Origin of the sequence: Brevundimonas sp. UBA5866 (genome assembly GCF_002432125.1) — a bacterium.
GTDB lineage: Bacteria > Pseudomonadota > Alphaproteobacteria > Caulobacterales > Caulobacteraceae > Brevundimonas.
Genome location: NZ_DJFS01000018.1, coordinates 73046 through 90340 on the forward strand (window position 1 = coordinate 73046; position 17295 = coordinate 90340).

Here is a 17295-nt window from a genome sequence, read left to right on the forward strand (position 1 = left end):
TTCGTATTCAAGTTCCGCCCTAGATGGACTGATCTTCTTCCGGACACGGCAGATATGATCCAGTTGAAGTAGAGTAAGCGCGTGAAGGCTCCGCAACTGGGGGGGGATGCACGTCACGAAGCGTGAGGTGAAACCCCAGTCTATGCCTTTGGTTGTCGGGACGTTCCTTTTGATCCGTTTCAGACACTAGACCCACAGTACGAAACGCATGGCGTGCCCGGACACTATCCTTCCACCGTTCAAGAAGGAGAATCCCCATGCGACTTCTGGAATTTGCTCACTTTGCCCCCCAGTCGGGAGGGCGCGAGCGATGACCAGCCCCCAGACTGATCTCAACGGCACTGATGCCGATATGGCTTCTACGGGGCTGCTGGATCGCAAGTTGCACGAGGGAGAGCATCACTCGGCATCTGTGCAGGCGGTGTTGATCAACAGACCGCGCGCGGACCTTTATGCGTTCTGGCGCGATTTCCAGAACCTTCCGCTCTTTATGCATAACGTCCGGAGCGTATCCGAGGATGGTCGGTGCTGGATCATCGAAGGGCCGGGCGGTGGAGATATCGAGCTGGAAACCGAGATTACTGCCGATGATCCGGGAGAGTTCATTGGCTGGTCCTCCACCGAAGACTCCGACATCGACCACGAAGGCTGGGTCGAGTTCCGCGAGAACGCATTTGGCCGCGGCACTGAGGTGCGGGTCATGATCAGCTATGACCCGCCCGCGGGTACGGTCGGAAAGCTTGTCGCCAAGGTGATGCAGCGTGAACCGCGCATTCAGGCGCGCCGCGAGCTGCGCCGCTTCAAACAACTCATGGAGACTGGCGAGGTCGCAACCTCTCAGGCCCCCGATGCAGCCCCGCGTAGTTGAGGAGGACTGATTATGCGCGCACTTACCTGGCACGGAAAACACGACGTTCGCGTGGATACGGTGTCTGATCCCAAGATCATTAATCCACGTGATGCCATCATCAAGATTACTGCCACCGCTATCTGCGGGTCGGACCTACATTTGTACGACAGTGTCATCCCCGGCATGCATGCAGGCGACGTGCTCGGCCACGAGTTCATGGGCGAGGTGGTAGAAGTCGGTCGCGGCAACACCAGCCTTCAGGTCGGGCAAAAGGTAGTGGTGCCATTTGTCATTGCTTGTGGCAGCTGCTTCTTCTGCGGCAAGCAACAATATTCCGCCTGCGACAACTCCAATCCCGCGGACAAGTCGGATGCGTCCGAGGTGGCTTACGGATATCCGACCGCAGGTTTGTTCGGGTACAGCCATCTCACGGGTGGCTATGCCGGTGGACAGGCCGAATACGCCCGCGTGCCCTATTCAGACGTTGGACCCATAGTGGTGCCGGATGGCATTGAGGACGAACGCGTACTCTTCTTATCGGATATCCTCCCGACAGGTTGGATGGCTGCCGAGAATGCGGAGATCGAGCCCGGCGACACAGTTGTCGTGTGGGGATGTGGGCCCGTTGGCCTGTTTTGTATCAAGAGTGCCTTCCTGATGGGTGCAGGGCGCGTGATTGCGATCGACCACCAACCTAACCGGCTCGCGCTGGCTCGTCGAAATGGCGCGGAAACCTTGAACTACCATGAGGTGAAGGTGCTGGAAGCTCTCAAGGAGATGACAGCGGGTATCGGTCCGGACGCCTGCATCGACGCGGTCGGCATGGAAGCTCACGGCTTTGCGCCTGACAACATCATCGATGCGGTTAAGCAGGAAACGAAACTGGGAACGGACCGCCAGCATGTGCTTCGGGAAACCATCATGGCCTGCCGCAAGGGCGGCCGTATCTCGATGCCGGGTGTCTATGGCGGGATTGGTGACAAACTGCCGATCGGGGCCTTCATGCAAAAAGGGCTGACCCTGAAAACGGGTCAAACCCACGTGCAGAAATACCTCCCGGATCTGCTGAAGCTGGTGCTGGAAGGCAAGATCGACACCATGGATCTGATCAGCCACCGCCTGCCGCTGGAAGAGGCTCCCAACGCCTACAAGAACTTCCACGACAATCCGAACGAGTGGACCAAAGTGGTGCTCCAGCCGCACGGCTAGGGCTACATTTGAATTCTCCAGCAATCTACTAAGGCAAAGGCCTCGGAGGTTACGAACTCCACCAGCTCGATTTCGGCGCTTCTGCTTTAAGTACGATTTCTAGAGCTTCGCGATCATGAAAGCCTTGGCCGATTGAAGGGACCTCTGGATGGGCATCAAGAAGCATCCAGATATCCTTCGGGCTAACAGCTAAACGAGCAGCAGCTTCTCGCGTCGACATGAATTTGAGGCCCGTTTCCCTCACGGAGGCGCGACAATAGCGCGACTTCTCCTCTGTGAATTTGGTGATGTGGCCGCGCCGACGAAGCCAGCTGACGTCTTGTGCCGTGCAGTTTAGGTAGCGCTCTACTTCGCAGAGAGAGAGAGAGAGCCAACTTCGATCGTAGATACCGTAATATTGGTGATCAAAAATGTAGGGCGTGGAGGTGTCGGGGCCACCCATGATTAAGGCGCGTGCCCCAGCCTCATGGACAGCGATTTTATAAGATTTAGGTCCTTTCAGGAGAGCAAGGCCTCCGGGCAGCTTACCGTTGAGCCCCCCTCGCAGTACTGGCAGCCATGGTTTCTCGCGTCCGCCTACCCCTGTGAAAGCGACGTCTAGCGAGATGTAGCCTGCATTTGGCTGCACTTCGTTCAGAGACTTCAAAAGCTCAAACAAATGATTGGCTGAGGTGCCAGCTAGGGACTGATCCCCTCGCAGAGTGCGGATAGCAGGATCGGGCTCCTCAGCTAACCAGCCTGCCGCTAACAGTTGCTCCATCGCGATACGAGGTAGATCGAACACCCTTTTGAAAAGAGAACCGTCGAACCACTTCTGGGCGCGATCACGAAGCTCGACAACCGAACTACGCAATATCAACGAAGGGAACGTATCGCTCCGGAACTCAGCCCGTTTTAGATGACCATTAGCAACAAGTTCGCCGATACAACTTGTGCTGACCGACAAAATATCTGCGGCCTTAGAGTGGCACACGATGTCGTACCGGTCATGTGACGATCGTGGAGACCGTTTCGGATAACAGCCCCAATGATGCGACATCAGACGCTCGATATTTCGGGTGACCACGGGTTGAGAGTGGTCACGTGCAACTCTGAGAGCCGTCCGAAATATTGCTGGTTGGGATTGATCTCCCTGCTGTCGGTACAAATCCCAAATTGATTTTGGGTAATCCAAGAGCATCCTGGCGCCGAAGGCTAAGTGCTCAGGCGTCCATGAGCCTTTGTTGTTGATGCCTTCGTAATGGGCACCATAAGCTGACTGGCCAAATGCCAGCACCAGCTCGTAAACGTCGGTTGCGGAGTCGATTTCAAAAAAGGGCGGAACACGATTGATGGCTTCCGTTACCTGTTCTTCGTCGTCACTAAATAGCTGCAGCACCCAGCCTAAAATCTCACGATGCTTCAGCGCTATAGTTTTTGTCCCTCGGAACTCCAGCGACCCTCCGCACCTTGTGCACGAGTGAACATTTTGCGCTTGAGGCCAAGTCAACTTGCCTTGGCAAACAGGGCAACTGTCCACCAATCTAGTCCATGTGACAGGGCAGAAATTCAGATGCTCAACCATCCATGTGGCTTGGTGAACCTTTGGAGGGTACTTTGAGCGAGGAATCCGGCGGACATGATGGCAGATTTGATGGGGGCGTAAATAAACCCCTCCAAGCTTGCGTTTGCCGTCATCAGTTAAAGGACGGATGCCCCATAAACCTTTTAGTTCATGAGGGGGCATTCCGAGGAGTTCACTAAGCTCGGGAAGCGATCGTGACAGTCTGGTGAGATAATCGCCTTTAATGCTGAAATTGATGCCGCCTAAGGCCAAAAAGCTTCTGATCGAGCCGAGATGATTGGCGTCGACTGCTCGGGCTATAAATCCGAGGGCAGTCTCTCCTGGCGCGGGCTGAACGGGGAAGAGCAAGCTCTTCCCCTGAAATGCCTCGGCCGAGTTAAGACTTGAGGCATTACCGTCAGCCAACACGATGCTCCTTGAAGGGGTTCTTGTTGGTAAAGGCTTGCTCAATCGCCCACGCGTCCACTGCCCATGAGAGGTCTTCGAGCGTGATGCGATTTGCTCCCCGCCTGATGGCCGCTTCCATCGCGACATGTATCAAGCGGACGACACGGCCAACGATGCCTTTTGATACGTCAAACAACGCTGCAAGCGTTGATGGGGCCGTCAGTTCGGAAAAGGATGTGAAGCCCCCGACATCAACGAGGGATTGGTCAATCCAGGACACAAAACCTGCGAAGGCCTGTTGGTCTTTAACCTTAAGCGCGTCTAGCGGTTTGAGATCACAAGGTGGTCTAAGGCGGCCGTTAAGTTGCAGATTACGACCGAACATCTTTTCGGCCTCATCGGTCCCCAAAAACGCAATCGACACAACACCGGCATCAAGCAGGCCTTTTAGAGTGTCGGTGACGTCATTTTTAGCCCCGTTTCGATAGTTTAGATGTTGTACCTCATCGACGATGAGCAACTCGGTTTTGAACCGTTTGAAGCAAGCGATTACCCTCTTTTTGAGCGTTAGCTCATTGCCGTGTTCTGGATGAGGGTCCCCAAATGCCTGGAGGATCAGGACCATCAACTTCTTGGAAGTTGTATGCCTTTCGAGGTCGATTTTTATGATGGGTATATAGTCGTCGGTGTTCGGCGTTTGCTTGCTCACAAGGTCTATATAAGCTTGTGCAGATGAAGTTTTACCCGATCCTGAAGGTGCAAGAACCCGAACGCCCATTTGGGGCTTGCCTGGCATTTGGCGTGCAAGTTCACGAAGGTAGTGAAACTCAGCATGCAAAGCCACGTGGGCGGGGTAAGGGATGAACACCGTTTTGAAGTGGGCTAACCTCTCGGCGACTTCCGCATTCAGCATCGCAACTGAACGAGTCATTGGAAGTCCTCCCATTTTTGCGCGTTTTGGACGGCATCGACCCAAGCCGTTTCAGGAATCTGTGCTTGTGGCCTCGCTTTCGTTGGGCGCTTCTGAGTTTTGGGTTTTCCTCTAGGTGGCCGCACAGGCTTCTCGTGGTTGTCTGTGCGCTCAGAAGCCATGGGTTTGGTCTGGATGATGGGGGCCATCCCGTCATGGCGTCCAGGGGCGTATTCAACCCTTATGGCGTTGCTAGCCATAGCTTCGATCTTAGGTGACGATAGAAGCCTGGCTTGGGCTCTTTTGCTTCGAGTGAGTATCCTATCGGGTGTTATGGCCTCGATTTCCTTGCGAAGCTCAACACGTCTTCTGCATCGCTCGTCGGCATCTTCGTGTTGCTCTTCACGCACCCATGTTTGAAGCAAATCATGACGCCATTTGCATAGACCTGAAGCATACTCAGGGTCTGTGCAGGGTAGTTCGATGAACTGTCCGAGCCTCGGGTGCCAGACGTTTATGTGGTCTAAGTCTGCGGGATTATATTTTACTTCTACGCGTGCCGTAGCTGAACCCTTGCGTCGTCCCCTGATGGGCTCAGTGCGTGCCAGATCTTCCAGCATTGGCCCTGTGATTTCAGGGTCATGGAACTGAAGATTAAAGAGGGTGATGCCCGAACGCGTTAGAGTGGCGTCTGTACGAGCTCCCAGCATTTTATCGAGCTGTCGGTCATCCCCGATAACCTGTATTCCACCCTGCCTGCGCGTCTCTCTAGACCAAACGGCTACAGGTGCTTCCATTAGCGTTGAATGGAGTTCCTGATGATATGTGCCGATAGCGGAGATGAGCAGGTCTTCAGCCTGCTCAAGTGTGAGGACAGCATCTATTCTGGGATCAAGATCCCAGGCTCTGAGCTGCTCGATAGGAAAGGTGCCTCCAGGAAGCTTTCGATGAAGCCTGGTGTTTAGGGTGCCAAAATACCGCTCAATGATTGCTTTGAAGGTGGGGGATCTCACAGGGGCCCAGCGAACGCTGACCCCCATGTCGACCATTGCAGACTCAAAAGATGTCCCAGTAAATTCCCAACCATTGTCGACAATAATCTCGTCAAACTTGCCATGTATTTCGACCAGTTCAGGACGATCTGGAAAACGATCTGCCATTCTCAGCTTGGGCCGGTTAGCGCGCTTAATGCATTCAGTGACCGAATAGAGTGATGGTGGTTCGAAACTCAAAACCCACCCCACGATGCACCGAGAATGCACATCCATGATTTTAGTTAGCCAAGGACGCCCGAGCAGACGCCAACCCTTGAAGTTGACGGCGACATGGTAGTCGACTTGTGTGTGGTCCATTGCGCCTAGCAATAGCGGACGGCGTGCCCTCAACCCTTGGCCAGTTGCCTTGAAGCGGTGATCTGCAGCCTTTTTCCCGTATCTAGCGGCTATCGTTTCATAACATTCCAAGGCACGGACTTGCTTTCGGAAGGTCTCTTTTGAAGGGATCGGGACTGTTCTCCATTTGGAAGAACGGTTCGTAATCCAGGCATTCAACCGAGAGAGAGCGAAACGTAAATCGTCGTAGGCGTCGCCGATCGACTGGCGAAGGTTTGACCAAAATGACAATGCATGACGATGCAGACGTTTTCGGACTGACGCGGGAAGTCTTTTCTTGCGGCTAGTACGGCCTGAATAGCTAACCATGGCCTTCAGGGTGCGTTCACCAGTTTGCCCTCTGGCTTTCAACCAGCGGCGAACGGTACTCGGAGAGGGGGGAGCGTATTTTGAGAATGTTTCTGGCTTGGAGCGTGAGATAGACGCTAGGGCAAGTTTGATGCCTTCGTTGCTGCGAGAGTATGAGCCAAACCGATCAAGCGCCTTAAGTACGGTTTGGCGAAAGACTGCTTTGGGATCTTTCGACGCCGTCATCTCATAGTCACCGAACCCCGCAGAGTTCCGATAGGCGGTACGCGAGTTGACGGAGACGGTTTCAACCTTGTGGACTAGTCCAAGGCCAAACTGCTCGGTCAGCCACTCTCTGGATGGCGATAGGAGGTTGCCTGACGCAACTGGCACCTGGAGCGGTGATCCTGTTCGTTCTGAACGTAGGTGCAGTAAATCACTGCCCATAACTTGATCGAGAACGTATCGCTCGCTTCCAATAAGCCATGTATCACCAACAGATAATCTGATCCCGATCATTGGCTGACCTCCGATGTATCGGACACCAGGGTGACAAGACTGTCTGCGTCGAGTTTTGAATCGAGATCCAAGTGAACAATGCGACCAACCACCATAGCTTTCAGCTTGGCTATTCCAGTTGGTCGGCTTCCGAGGCGATCAGCAACATCGCCAAGACTGGCCCTCTCATGGGTGCTCAGATACTGTACGGCTTTAAAAACGTCGTTAGTGGCATAGTCTGTGAAGGCCCAAGATTGGATATCTTCGACGTTCCGAAAGCGTGCTTTGGGCTCCCAAAGGTCATGCTTAAATATAATTTTGAACTGCCATCCGAGGCTGTCGCACACTTCGCGAACAGCTTGAAGTTTTACTAGGTAGTCAGGGTCTTTGAGCTGACGACGGTCATTCTTGATTTCGATGACCTCTACAACGCCGCTAGAGTGAAGCCTGACAGCGTCGGCGATATAGGCACGTCTTGTGCCATCGATTACGAACTCGAACCGGAAGGGTTGCGCACGGTAGTCAACGATGTCGGTGTCTACCTCACAGTGCATAAAGAACGCGCGTTCGTTCATGCTCTCGTAGGGGTGGGCACGCCCAGATTTTCGACTGGCGTAAACGCCGGTCGTAATAACTCGGCTTCCCGTAACGATTGTGCGGATCGAGCTGCCGTATTCAGGAAGCACCAATGTGGCGTGCGCCGTTAAGCTTTCCCATGAAAAGCGATCGTGCGTCGTGGCTGGGGTCAGTATTGCTTTGTCTAACTCGGCTGGCATCTTGAATGCGGGCGAGCGGAAGCCATCGTGAACGATGTCCATGTCTTAATCCTCGTTTGTTCAGATGATTGTTTGAGGTGCGAGCTTCCAGGCAACCCGTTTCATAAAAACGCGTTTGACTTCTTGGCCAATGCAGGGGATCATCAGTCCGTCGTATGGAAACGATCGGAGCGTCAGTTCCTGCAATGTAGAGCCTCGGGTGGCAGCCTGGGGCTCGCGTTGTTTCTGCGATAAGTCACAGAAAAATATAATTATTTAAGGTGGCCGCACGAGGTCGTCTCCTGAGTTTCTGCGAGCAATTTGTGCCGCAATGTGGTCGGGGCTGGTCTGTAAGGACTCACCTGCCGCTCAGGTATTTTCTCAAATCACGAGTGCTGAGTCTCAGTAATTATTCTCATGTTTTTAGCTCAAGCAAAATTACTACAATATAGCCTATAGGCTATAGGTTGGATTGTTTAGACGTGTATTATATTTTTGAGTATTGATCTAATGTGTGGCCGCTGCGAGCGGTGGAGCTGAAGCTCAAATATGCGGTAACTGTTCAGGACGTGGATATTAGCCGTTCTCGTGTCGACGATTTGGAGGTTGCGCTTCAGTTGCTGAGTCAGCGCTACATGCGCACTGCCTGACAGCTGTAAGCTTCGGATTTACCGGTTCTCTCTCAGCAGGTTCGGGGAGACAGGCTGCACATGGCATGTCAGGTCTGCGCCAGGAGCGGACATTCACTGCCGAGCACAAATAGGACATAACACATCCATGTCCCTGTCCGTCCGGCGCACCGAACGCACCTTCAACTTCGTGATGACCGAATTGGTTCGTCATTCGAAGATGTCATGGGGTGAGATGAAGGGCTTGGGCCTGGCCCATTTTCTCAGCCCTCAACTGCTTGACGCCGATGGCAGGAAATGGACGATCGGCGAGGCCGCCGCGCGGGAGCTCAAGGAGCTGACCGAGCTGGCACTCGATGACTCGCCGTTCCGCCGTCGTGTTGACCCGCGCGAGGCCTATCAAGCGGTTCTCAAAGGGTATGCCGCTGAATATCTGCGCCCTAGCAGAGGCAAGACGCGGGCCGCGGAGCATCGCGCCAACCTCAGCGCTTGGATCGCAACGGCTGGCGAAAACTGTGCGCCGCTTACCCACTTCATACCTTGCAACATCGGCCTCAAGGGTGCCGGAACGGTCCATATTGGCCCCGTGCGCATTGGGGCTCGGTCCGAAATAGCGCCGCGTTTCAACGATGCTTTGGCGGCGTCACGCACGGAAGAATCCCGTCGACGTCCCGATGGCGATTTGCTTCTCGCGGACATGTGCGAGGATTACCTGAACGCCTTCTCCGACATTGCTGAGGTCACTGTTCCGGCGTGCGATCCGACCACGTCTCGCCAAGCCGCCGAAGAGGCTGTGCAGGCTGCGGTCAACACCGTACACTTGATCGCCGGCGTCTATGATACCCAAGCGATGCGCGCCGGCGGGCCCGCTCGCCCCTACATCAAGACAGCGAATGTCGCCTTGCGCGCTGACGGCACAGCTGACCTCCACTTCACCAAAAGCTGGGAGGGCGCGAGCATTCATTCCAGCTTCTGGGCCACGCTCAAGGAGCCGGATCGAGTTGCGATGCTCGACGCAGTGGGCGTCGCAGTTTCCACAGTGCTCAACCGAACGGATTCCGAGTTTGTCGCGGCTCGCTATCTTGATGCGGTAGCATGGTATGCGGATGCCGTGACCGAACGGGCCAAGCCCGCCGCCATCGTCAAATATCTGACCGCTATGGAACGGCTTCTCTGGACAGGAGAGACTGGGTCAGGGATCACGCGCCGACTTTCCGATCGAACGGCGGCTCTGTGCTTCTCGACCGAGATCTGGAACTTCCAAGAGCTGTCGGATGAGGTTCGAAGGGCCTATGATCTGCGATCGGGCATCGTGCACGGCAGACTGTCGGCCTCTAACCCAGAGATCCTGAAAAGCCATCGTCTTTGCAAGAAGGTCGCGCGTGACCTGCTGATCACTTGGCTCTCCCGGTACGGCGAGGGCTTCGCAACACCGACGACCATCGAAAAGGCCAAGGCGCATTTCGACGGCTTCGTGGCCGAGGTCCAAGCGGAAACCGCCAAGCGCCGGAAGGGGAGGGCTTGATCTCGCGGGGCCGTCCTCGCGACTGATTAACGGCCAGAAATCGCGAGGCCCTACCATCCAGCAATTGACCTCGCCAACAGCCGCATGAGGCAGGGGGCGGCTGTGGCTGTCGGGCGTCTTGGAAGCGCCAGAAGCCGACGTGGGGACGGTGCTGAAAAGCGGTCGCTGGGTCAGGATGTGTGGGCAGTAGCCCAGTGGTTCTCTAGGCGTCAGCAGCCGGCCAGCGCAGCTTTCCACGGCCGACGCGCAAGGCTTCAACCAGCCTCGTGCTTCCAGCCAATCTGCCCCAGAAAAGGCTCGGCTTGGGATCGACAGCCGCCTTCTTGAACGCGGCGACCCGCCGGTAGTCAGGCGTCGCTAGCCAAGAACGCCCGTCACCTTCATCAGTGACAATCCTGTAGAGGCCAGCAGGGGGCGCGCCTGCAATGTCGAGCAGGCGCTTGTACTGTTCGATCGACCACTTTTGAATACCGCCGCTGAGGGCTTCGGTGCGAAAGCGCGCCCATAGCGCCGCGGTGTTGGGCGTGGGCCAGTCGCCGGCGTCGGTATAGGCTGTGATCTCATCGGATTCGAGCCAAGCCCGCATCTCGGCGGGTGTGACGAAGACGGGCTTGGCATCCTCAATCGCCGCCATTGCAGCGCGCCGCGAGGGGAGTCCCGCCCGGATCAGCATCGACATCATGAACTGTGGGACCCCGGTTTCCACCGCGGCAGCTGCGCCGCCCGCTACCATCTCCGGTGACCAGCCGAGCGACATGCGGCGGGTACGGATGGCCTCTAGCGCCCAAACTAGGCGATAGGTGAATGCCTCTTCAACCGTCCTCATGTTCTGCGGTCCGATCTTGGCCACGTCCTCGCCGGACACCCAACTGCGCAGGATGGCCTTCCAGTTTGCCGGAAGTGCGTTGTTCTTGTTAGGAATGAACGGGCGCATGAACAGCAGCCGTTCGCAGAGCCCCCCTAGAGCATCAATCAGTTCGTCAATGTCGCCGCTCAACGCTGCTACGTCGGCCCGGTCCAGGAGTTCGGCAAGCACGTCAGCCATAGCATCGATAGTAAGACCCGCCTCGAGGCCAACACCCATAGCGAAATGCCCGCGCCGTGCCTGCGCGGTTGTAGTCTTCCAGATTAGGTCAGCACGCGCCTCGATCACCCTCTTGTGCAACGGGGCGGCCTCCTCGTCCTCGCGGGCTATCTGGCGAGCCCACAGCGATCCCCTGAGCGCCTCATCCAACAGCTTCGGCAAATCGGAACGATCGGAATCGAGTGCTTCGATCAGACCGAACACCGTCGCATCTAGGCGCTCGACGATTTGTGAAAGGGGCTCTTCTTCGATGGTCTCTTCCGCATCACCATCGTCTTCGTCGGCGTCGTCAGGAGCAATGTCCGCATCGTTCTGTCTTGCAGCAGCCAAGCGTTCGGCCACCGAGGCTTCCTCCGTGGACGATCTCCAAGCTTCGCGAGCGTTGGCGAGGTACTCCCACGCATCATCTCGATCCAGGACGCCCTCGCGTGACAAACGCTCGATGATCTCGGCAACGATCTGGATGAGGCCGCTTTTTAACGTGCGGGCTTTGGCAGAAGCGACCAGCTTCACCCATTCTTTCTTTCGCCAGTCGATGCTGTCAAACATGACGTGGACGATGAGGCCCTCGACGTCCACGAACGCTCGCCCCGCACGGCCAGCTACGTTCGCAAACTCCTCACCTTTGATCTTTTCGGCCGCTCGATACAACGCGGGCACCAAGAGCACAGCGGCGTTGAGGTTAAGGCCCTGCGAGAGCGTAGGCGAAGCGACGATGACCTTCAGCACGCCGTCAGATAGGAGAGCTTCCAACTCGCGCAAAAATGGGCTCGGCAGACGGCCGTGGTGGATGGCGACGCCCTGTTTCAGGCATGCGACGGCGGGATGGTCTTCACCGAGCCACTCCTTACCGACTTCCACAGCGCGGGCGATCGATGCCTCGTCGTCCAGCAGGGAGTTTAAATAGCCGCGCTTGCAGAGATCCACGACCTGTTTGCCGTAGCTTTCGACCCAATTCGCCTGCGTGGAAAAGATCAGGGTGCGCTTGCCCTGGTTCGCGAATTCCCACGCCGCGAACAGCGCAAGGTGCGAATTCTTGCGAGGATAGGGCTTCTTCTCCTTCCCTAGCGCAGCTTTCTCCACGACGAATTTGTCGAGGAACGGACCGTTGTCGTCGAGGTCGAGCCGGAGCAATGCGTCCTTGCCACGCCAAGTGAGTCCACCGAAGCGCTGGCGTGTCGGGCGCCAATCGGAACGCACAGCCCCCCCGGTTCGTCGGAGCGAATCCAAGCCGTAAGATCGCTCAACTCGTCGCCGCTGGGCAGGATGGCGGATAGGCAGACGATCCGGCGGTCGGCTGCGTCGGCGCGCCGAAGCAGGCGCTGCACCAGCGTCTCATAGCGGATTTCGCGCTCGCTCGGGCCGATCATGTGGCCTTCATCCAAAACGATCAGGCCGACATCATCGATTAGCGTCGGGTCGCTCCTCAGCGCAAAGTCGAGTTTCTCGGGGGTCGCTATGATGATTTCGCGGGTACGTAGGGCGTCTTCATCTCCGGCCGAAAGACCACTGGCTCCGTACAGTGAGGAGACGCTGAAGCCGAGAGGTGCGAAGGTCCGCCTAAAGGACCGCTCGGTCTGCGCCGACAAGGCGCGCAGTGGCGTGACGATCAGCACTCGTCTCGCCGATGCCAAGGTCATCAACGCGGCGATTTCTGCTACTCGCGTCTTGCCGGCGCTGGTCGGCAAGGCAACGACTAGATCGTCGGTGACGTCCGTAGAACGCTGGGCCGCTTCGCGCTGCGATGGCCAGAGCTCTACCTCGGACGTCTTGCGTGCGTATAACGAAGAGATGAACAACCGGCGCAGGACCGGATATTTTTCCTCCGTCCCCTCGGGCGGATCGGTCGGCAAGTTTTGGTGCAACGAGTGCTGCCAAAGGTCGTCGATCAGGTGGCGACAAAGGTTTGATATCCACCACAGCGGAACGTTCTCCGCGTTGTCCGCAAGGCTAACCGCTGTGTCCAGCAACTCCCGCGCGCTTTCGATCAGCTCGGGCTCACCCGTCTCAAGCGCGAAGTCAAAATAGGCAAGAGCCCGGCAGATCGTCGTGTTGAGGATGGTCGATAGGACCTCGTCAATGTCAGGCTCGTCCCCCGTTAACGCCACGGCGATATGCTCGTCGCTGTGCGCCTCATCGTCCAGCCACTCGCGGACGAAGCCGCGCAACTGACCAAGGTCACGCAGGATCAGGTGTCGGATCGCCGCTTCCCCCGGGGAGGCATTGAGATCTTCCGCCGCTTCTTTGAAAAGTGAATAGGCGACGGCCGAAAAGCCGGCCAAGTGGTAGGCCGCAGCAGCGATGGTGCGGCGAAATCCGCGATTAGGCGCGTCTGGGTCCTCATTTCGCACTAGAGCTTCGAACGCGTTGGCAGAGCGCTCAAACGCCTTGCCGGTCAACTCGGAGGGGCCGCCCTGAGCACGGAGAGCCATCGCTCCTCTCAGCAGGGCGAAGCCGTGCTCGGCAAGGTCGGTCTCGATGGTTGCGCCTAAAGGCGGCGCATGCGCTGGCAAAACGCCTTCCTCGCGCATCAACGACCAAGCGGTGCCGCGATAGAGGAGTCGCCCCAAGACGCCATCGACAGTCGCGTTAGCAAGGAACGCGGTCAGCTTGTCAATCGTCTCCAAGATCTTCCGCCTCCTCGTACATGGCGGCCATGAAGTCCTGGTGGTCTTCGATGTGGATGTTCACGACGTACTGGTCCCGGTTGGTTCCCGTAGCTCCGAGATCCTCCTTAAGTGATGCGTGAGGGCCGTTCCCAGAAACGGTGAAGAGCATGTGGTCGATGCGATCGGCGCGCAGTGACTTAAGGCCCACCTCGTCGCGGAGGCTACGGCCCAGCCCGTTGTCGTCCGGGTCGTTGCTCTCCAGCAGGCGGTTGGCGACGAACAACAGGGAATCGGGCGTGCAGCGGCCATTGTCGCGATTGAGCACCTTACGGGCGCTCGTCACAGTGGCCTTGCCGAGCACCTTGTTGCTCTTGGCTTCGCCTTTCAGGAGCCAGAGCTTCTCGCCGGCCCCATCGTAGCCGGCACCGATGAAGTCGTCGCCGCGCATGGCCATGTTGCGGCCGTCCTTGTAGCGAAGGCGGCGCACAGGGACGCGCAGGCCGATCTCTTCTTCCACCAGCTCGGTCGCGAGAATCTCACCAAGATCGCCGGAGCGCCCCTTGGACGTCTGCGGCAACGCTTCGCTGAGGATTTTGGCGGCGACCTTGTATCCGAGCCGATCCACATCCTCGGCGATGCGTTCGAGCCGATCGTAGTGCGAGCGGATAGTTTTGACGAGATCGTCGCGAACAACGTCGCGGCCCCCGTCCTTCTCCACATAGGTCCAGTAATGTTTGCGCTTGTCCTTCGCCTTGGTGCTGTCGCACCACTTCCCGTACAGCCCCACGCCTCTCCCCAACTTAGCCTTGTAGCGCGTACAGGCGCTCCCTCGCCCAATTCATGCGTCAGCAGGCAAAATTGATCAACTAGAAGTAATCGGTTCCCGCCGGGACCTCACGAGTGGCTGAACTGTAAGGCCGGAAGTTCGCAACTTCGCCAATGAGTCAAAAGCAGAAGTTGGATTCCGGTGCTAACGAGCTTAGTCGTCGAGAGCGCACAAGTTCTAGGTGCGAACGATTCTTATCTAGAGCCACTCTTAACTGGTTTTGAGCCAGTTCTAAGTGGTCCCGACAGGGATTGGCGACCCTGGGAGGACTCCAACCTCCGACCTCGGCTTTAGGAAAGCCTTGCTCTATGCAGCTGAGCTACAGGGCCACGGGGATGGTGAAGTAGTGGACCTCGGCGACGGATGGAAGCCCTTCGGGTGGGGAAGGGCGGATTTTCTGTGAAATGTGGGGGCTGTGCGGTGCGCGCGATCCACAGCGACGTGTGGTTAACCTTTGTGGTTAAGGTGCATTAACCTACAATATCTGGTATAGAACAAATCCCGAATCGAGCGGTGTCGCTGATTCGGTCATGATTCGTTCATGCCGTGTTTTGCGGTTCGGTAACGCATCGTTCACCAACTCCTCCAAAATCCGATTTCGTGCCTTTCTGGACAGACTTCGTTCTGGCCTTGGGGCGCGCATGTGCTAGGGCAGGCGGGTCATGAGTGATCGTTCCACTGGCCTTGCGCCCTCGCGCATCACGGCCATCCTCGGCCCGACCAATACCGGCAAGACCCACCTGACGGTCGAGCGGATGCTGGGCCATGCGTCGGGTATGATCGGCCTGCCGCTGCGCCTGCTGGCGCGCGAGGTCTATGAGCGGATCGTCAGGATCAAGGGGGCCGCGTCGGTTGCCCTGATCACGGGCGAGGAAAAGATCGTCCCGCCGCGCCCCAGCTATTTCGTCTGTACGGTCGAGGCCATGCCCCTGGAGCGGCAGGTGGACTTCCTCGCCGTCGATGAAATCCAGTTGGTGGCCGATCCCGAGCGCGGGCATGTGTTCACCCAGCGTCTGCTGCATGCGCGCGGGCGGTTCGAGACCATGTTCCTTGGTGCGGGTACGATGGAGCCGCTGATGCGGCGGCTGGTGCCCGATGCCGAGATCGTCAGTCGCGAGCGTCTGTCGGTCCTGTCCTATGCGGGCTCCAAGAAGATCACACGCCTGCCTCGCCGTTCCGCTGTCGTCGCCTTCTCGACCGAGCGGGTTTACGCCATCGCCGAGCTGCTGCGCCGCCAAAGGGGCGGGGCGGCGGTGGTGATGGGCAGCCTTAGCCCGCGCACCCGTAACGCGCAGGTGGAGCTGTTCCAGTCGGGCGAGGTGGATTTCCTTGTCGCGACCGACGCCATCGGCATGGGCCTGAACATGGATGTGGACCATGTGGCCTTTGCCGGGATGAGGAAGTTCGACGGACGGCGCACCCGATACCTGTATGCCCACGAGATCGCCCAGATTGCGGGCCGTGCCGGACGGCACATGCGAAACGGCACATTCGGCGTGACCGCCGAGGCCGAGGAACTGGACGAGGACCTGATCGAGCAGATCGCCGAGCATCGCTTTGATCCGGTCGAGGCGGCGGAGTGGCGCAATGCGCGTCTGGACTTCGACACCCTGCCGGACCTGTTGCGGTCGCTGGAAAAGACGCCTGACCGTTCGGGCCTGCGGCTAACCCTGCCATCGCTGGACGAGGTGATGCTGCGCCGCCTGTCACAGGATGACGAGATCAAGAAGGTGGCCCGTTCGCGCGGGGCCTTGATGCGTCTGTGGGAGGCCTGCCAGCTGCCGGATTTCCAGAAAACCACGACGGACGAGCACGCCCGTCTGGCGAAGGAAATCTTCAGCGCCCTGACCACGGGGCATGGCCGGTTGCAGAACGACTGGATCGCGCCGCGCTTTGCCGATCTCGACCGCGAGGACGGTCAGATCGATCAGGTCTCGGCGCGTTTGGCGGGCGTGCGTACGCTGGCCTACATCGCCAACCGTCCCGACTGGCTGCATAATGCCAAGGAATGGGCGGAAAAGACCAAGGCGCTGGAAGAGCGCTTGAGTGACGTCCTGCACGAGAAGCTGACGGCGCGGTTCGTGGACCGCCGCACGTCCGCCCTCATGCGGGCATTGAACGATAGCACCGAAGTCGTGGCCGGCGTGGCCGACGATGGCGAGGTGACTGTAGAGGGCGAGGTCGTCGGTCGGCTTGAAGGTGTGAAGTTCACGCCCGACGCCGGTGGTTCGGCCCTTGCGGATCGGGCGCTGCGTCAGGCAGCCACCCGTGCCGTGGCCCCCGAGATAGGACGGAGACTGAAGGTTTTGGCCAACGAACAAGACGCGGGTTTCTCGCTGGATGCGGACGGATCGGTCCGCTGGCAGGGCGCGGTGGCGGCCAAGGTCGCCAACGACGACATGTTCCACCCGCGCGTTCACCTGATCGGTGATCTGGGGGATACGGCAGCACGTGAGGCGGCGCAAAAGCGTATCGAGACCTGGCTGGCCGAAGAGGCGGGCCGTGCGATGCGCGACCTCAAGCGTCTGAAACGGGCGGTCGATGACGGTGTGCTGACCGGACTGGTGCGCGGCATCGCGTGGCAGATCGTGGAGGCGGGCGGCGTGATCTCCCGCGCCGACGTGCGCGACGATCTGGCAGCCCTGTCGCCCGAGGACCGCAAGTCGCTGGGCAAGTTCGCTATCCGCATCGGCACCTATGGTGTGTGGCTGCCGTCGGTGCTGAAACCGCGCGCCATGACCTTTGCGCGTGCCTTTGCCGCGCGCGAGGG

Annotated in this window: 11 protein-coding genes and 1 tRNA gene; 4 read left to right on the forward strand and 8 right to left on the reverse strand. The window is 57.9% G+C overall.

All coding sequences use genetic code 11. The annotated features are described in order from the left end of the window. Positions 1-310: 310 nt before the first annotated feature. Together B3H86_RS01650 and B3H86_RS01655 are read left to right on the forward strand one after the other, a co-directional pair. Positions 311-868, forward strand: a complete 558-nt coding sequence (locus B3H86_RS01650; RefSeq protein ID WP_292050823.1) for an SRPBCC family protein — start codon at positions 311-313, stop codon at positions 866-868. A 12-nt stretch (positions 869-880) separates the two neighbouring features. Next, positions 881-2059, forward strand: coding sequence for a zinc-dependent alcohol dehydrogenase (locus tag B3H86_RS01655; RefSeq protein ID WP_292050824.1), 1179 nt, complete (start codon positions 881-883; stop codon positions 2057-2059). Between the two features lie 49 nt (positions 2060-2108). Here B3H86_RS01655 and B3H86_RS01660 read toward each other — a convergent pair whose 3' ends face one another. Genes B3H86_RS01660 through B3H86_RS01675 form a run of 4 tightly spaced genes read right to left on the reverse strand, consistent with a single transcriptional unit; the run spans position 2109 to position 7915 of the window. Next, positions 2109-4028 (reverse strand): hypothetical protein, encoded by a 1920-nt coding sequence (locus B3H86_RS01660; RefSeq protein ID WP_292050826.1) that lies wholly within the window; start codon positions 4026-4028, stop codon positions 2109-2111. Continuing rightward, on the reverse strand, positions 4021-4941 hold the full coding sequence (locus B3H86_RS01665) for a TniB family NTP-binding protein (RefSeq protein WP_292050827.1): 921 nt from the start codon (positions 4939-4941) through the stop codon (positions 4021-4023). The genes B3H86_RS01660 and B3H86_RS01665 overlap by 8 nt, the downstream gene beginning before the upstream one ends. Continuing rightward, positions 4938-7118, reverse strand: coding sequence for a transposase family protein (locus B3H86_RS01670; RefSeq protein WP_292050828.1), 2181 nt, complete (start codon positions 7116-7118; stop codon positions 4938-4940). Before B3H86_RS01670 ends, B3H86_RS01665 begins: the two co-directional genes overlap by 4 nt. Next, entirely contained in the window at positions 7115-7915 is an 801-nt protein-coding gene (locus tag B3H86_RS01675; RefSeq protein ID WP_292050829.1) for a TnsA endonuclease N-terminal domain-containing protein, read from the reverse strand. The genes B3H86_RS01670 and B3H86_RS01675 overlap by 4 nt, the downstream gene beginning before the upstream one ends. Positions 7916-8629: 714 nt before the next feature. Here B3H86_RS01675 and B3H86_RS01680 point away from each other — a divergent pair. Continuing rightward, on the forward strand, positions 8630-10006 hold the full coding sequence (locus B3H86_RS01680; protein WP_292050830.1) for a HEPN domain-containing protein: 1377 nt from the start codon (positions 8630-8632) through the stop codon (positions 10004-10006). A 202-nt stretch (positions 10007-10208) separates the two neighbouring features. On the opposite strand, the gene B3H86_RS01685 is transcribed toward B3H86_RS01680, so the two are convergent. The 4 genes from B3H86_RS01685 to B3H86_RS01700 all read right to left on the reverse strand — a co-directional run bounded on the left by B3H86_RS01685 (position 10209) and on the right by B3H86_RS01700 (position 14854). Continuing rightward, the gene (locus B3H86_RS01685; RefSeq protein WP_292050831.1) at positions 10209-12224 is read right to left on the reverse strand and encodes a hypothetical protein; all 2016 of its coding nucleotides are present in this window, start codon (positions 12222-12224) and stop codon (positions 10209-10211) included. After that, complete coding sequence (locus tag B3H86_RS01690; RefSeq protein WP_292050832.1) at positions 12155-13717, reverse strand: DEAD/DEAH box helicase; 1563 nt, start codon at positions 13715-13717, stop codon at positions 12155-12157. The genes B3H86_RS01685 and B3H86_RS01690 overlap by 70 nt, the downstream gene beginning before the upstream one ends. Next, a complete protein-coding gene (locus B3H86_RS01695; protein WP_292050833.1) occupies positions 13704-14486 on the reverse strand; it encodes a HamA C-terminal domain-containing protein in 783 nt (260 codons plus the stop codon). Before B3H86_RS01695 ends, B3H86_RS01690 begins: the two co-directional genes overlap by 14 nt. Positions 14487-14777: 291 nt before the next feature. Next, positions 14778-14854, reverse strand: a tRNA-Arg gene (locus B3H86_RS01700). A 333-nt stretch (positions 14855-15187) separates the two neighbouring features. On the opposite strand from B3H86_RS01700, the gene B3H86_RS01705 reads away from it, so the two are divergent. Continuing rightward, the coding region (locus tag B3H86_RS01705) for a DEAD/DEAH box helicase (protein ID WP_292050834.1) at positions 15188-17295 on the forward strand (2108 nt) is incomplete at its 3' end.

Excerpts from the sequence above, each read along its gene's own strand:
- B3H86_RS01675 (WP_292050829.1), bottom strand. The coding sequence starts at position 7,915 with ATGGACATCGTTCACGATGGCTTCCGCTCGCCCGCATTCAAGATGCCA.
- B3H86_RS01670 (WP_292050828.1), bottom strand. The coding sequence starts at position 7,118 with ATGATCGGGATCAGATTATCTGTTGGTGATACATGGCTTATTGGAAGC.
- B3H86_RS01655 (WP_292050824.1), top strand. The coding sequence starts at position 881 with ATGCGCGCACTTACCTGGCACGGAAAACACGACGTTCGCGTGGATACG.
- B3H86_RS01650 (WP_292050823.1), top strand. The coding sequence starts at position 311 with ATGACCAGCCCCCAGACTGATCTCAACGGCACTGATGCCGATATGGCT.
- B3H86_RS01665 (WP_292050827.1), bottom strand. The coding sequence starts at position 4,941 with ATGACTCGTTCAGTTGCGATGCTGAATGCGGAAGTCGCCGAGAGGTTA.
- B3H86_RS01680 (WP_292050830.1), top strand. The coding sequence starts at position 8,630 with ATGTCCCTGTCCGTCCGGCGCACCGAACGCACCTTCAACTTCGTGATG.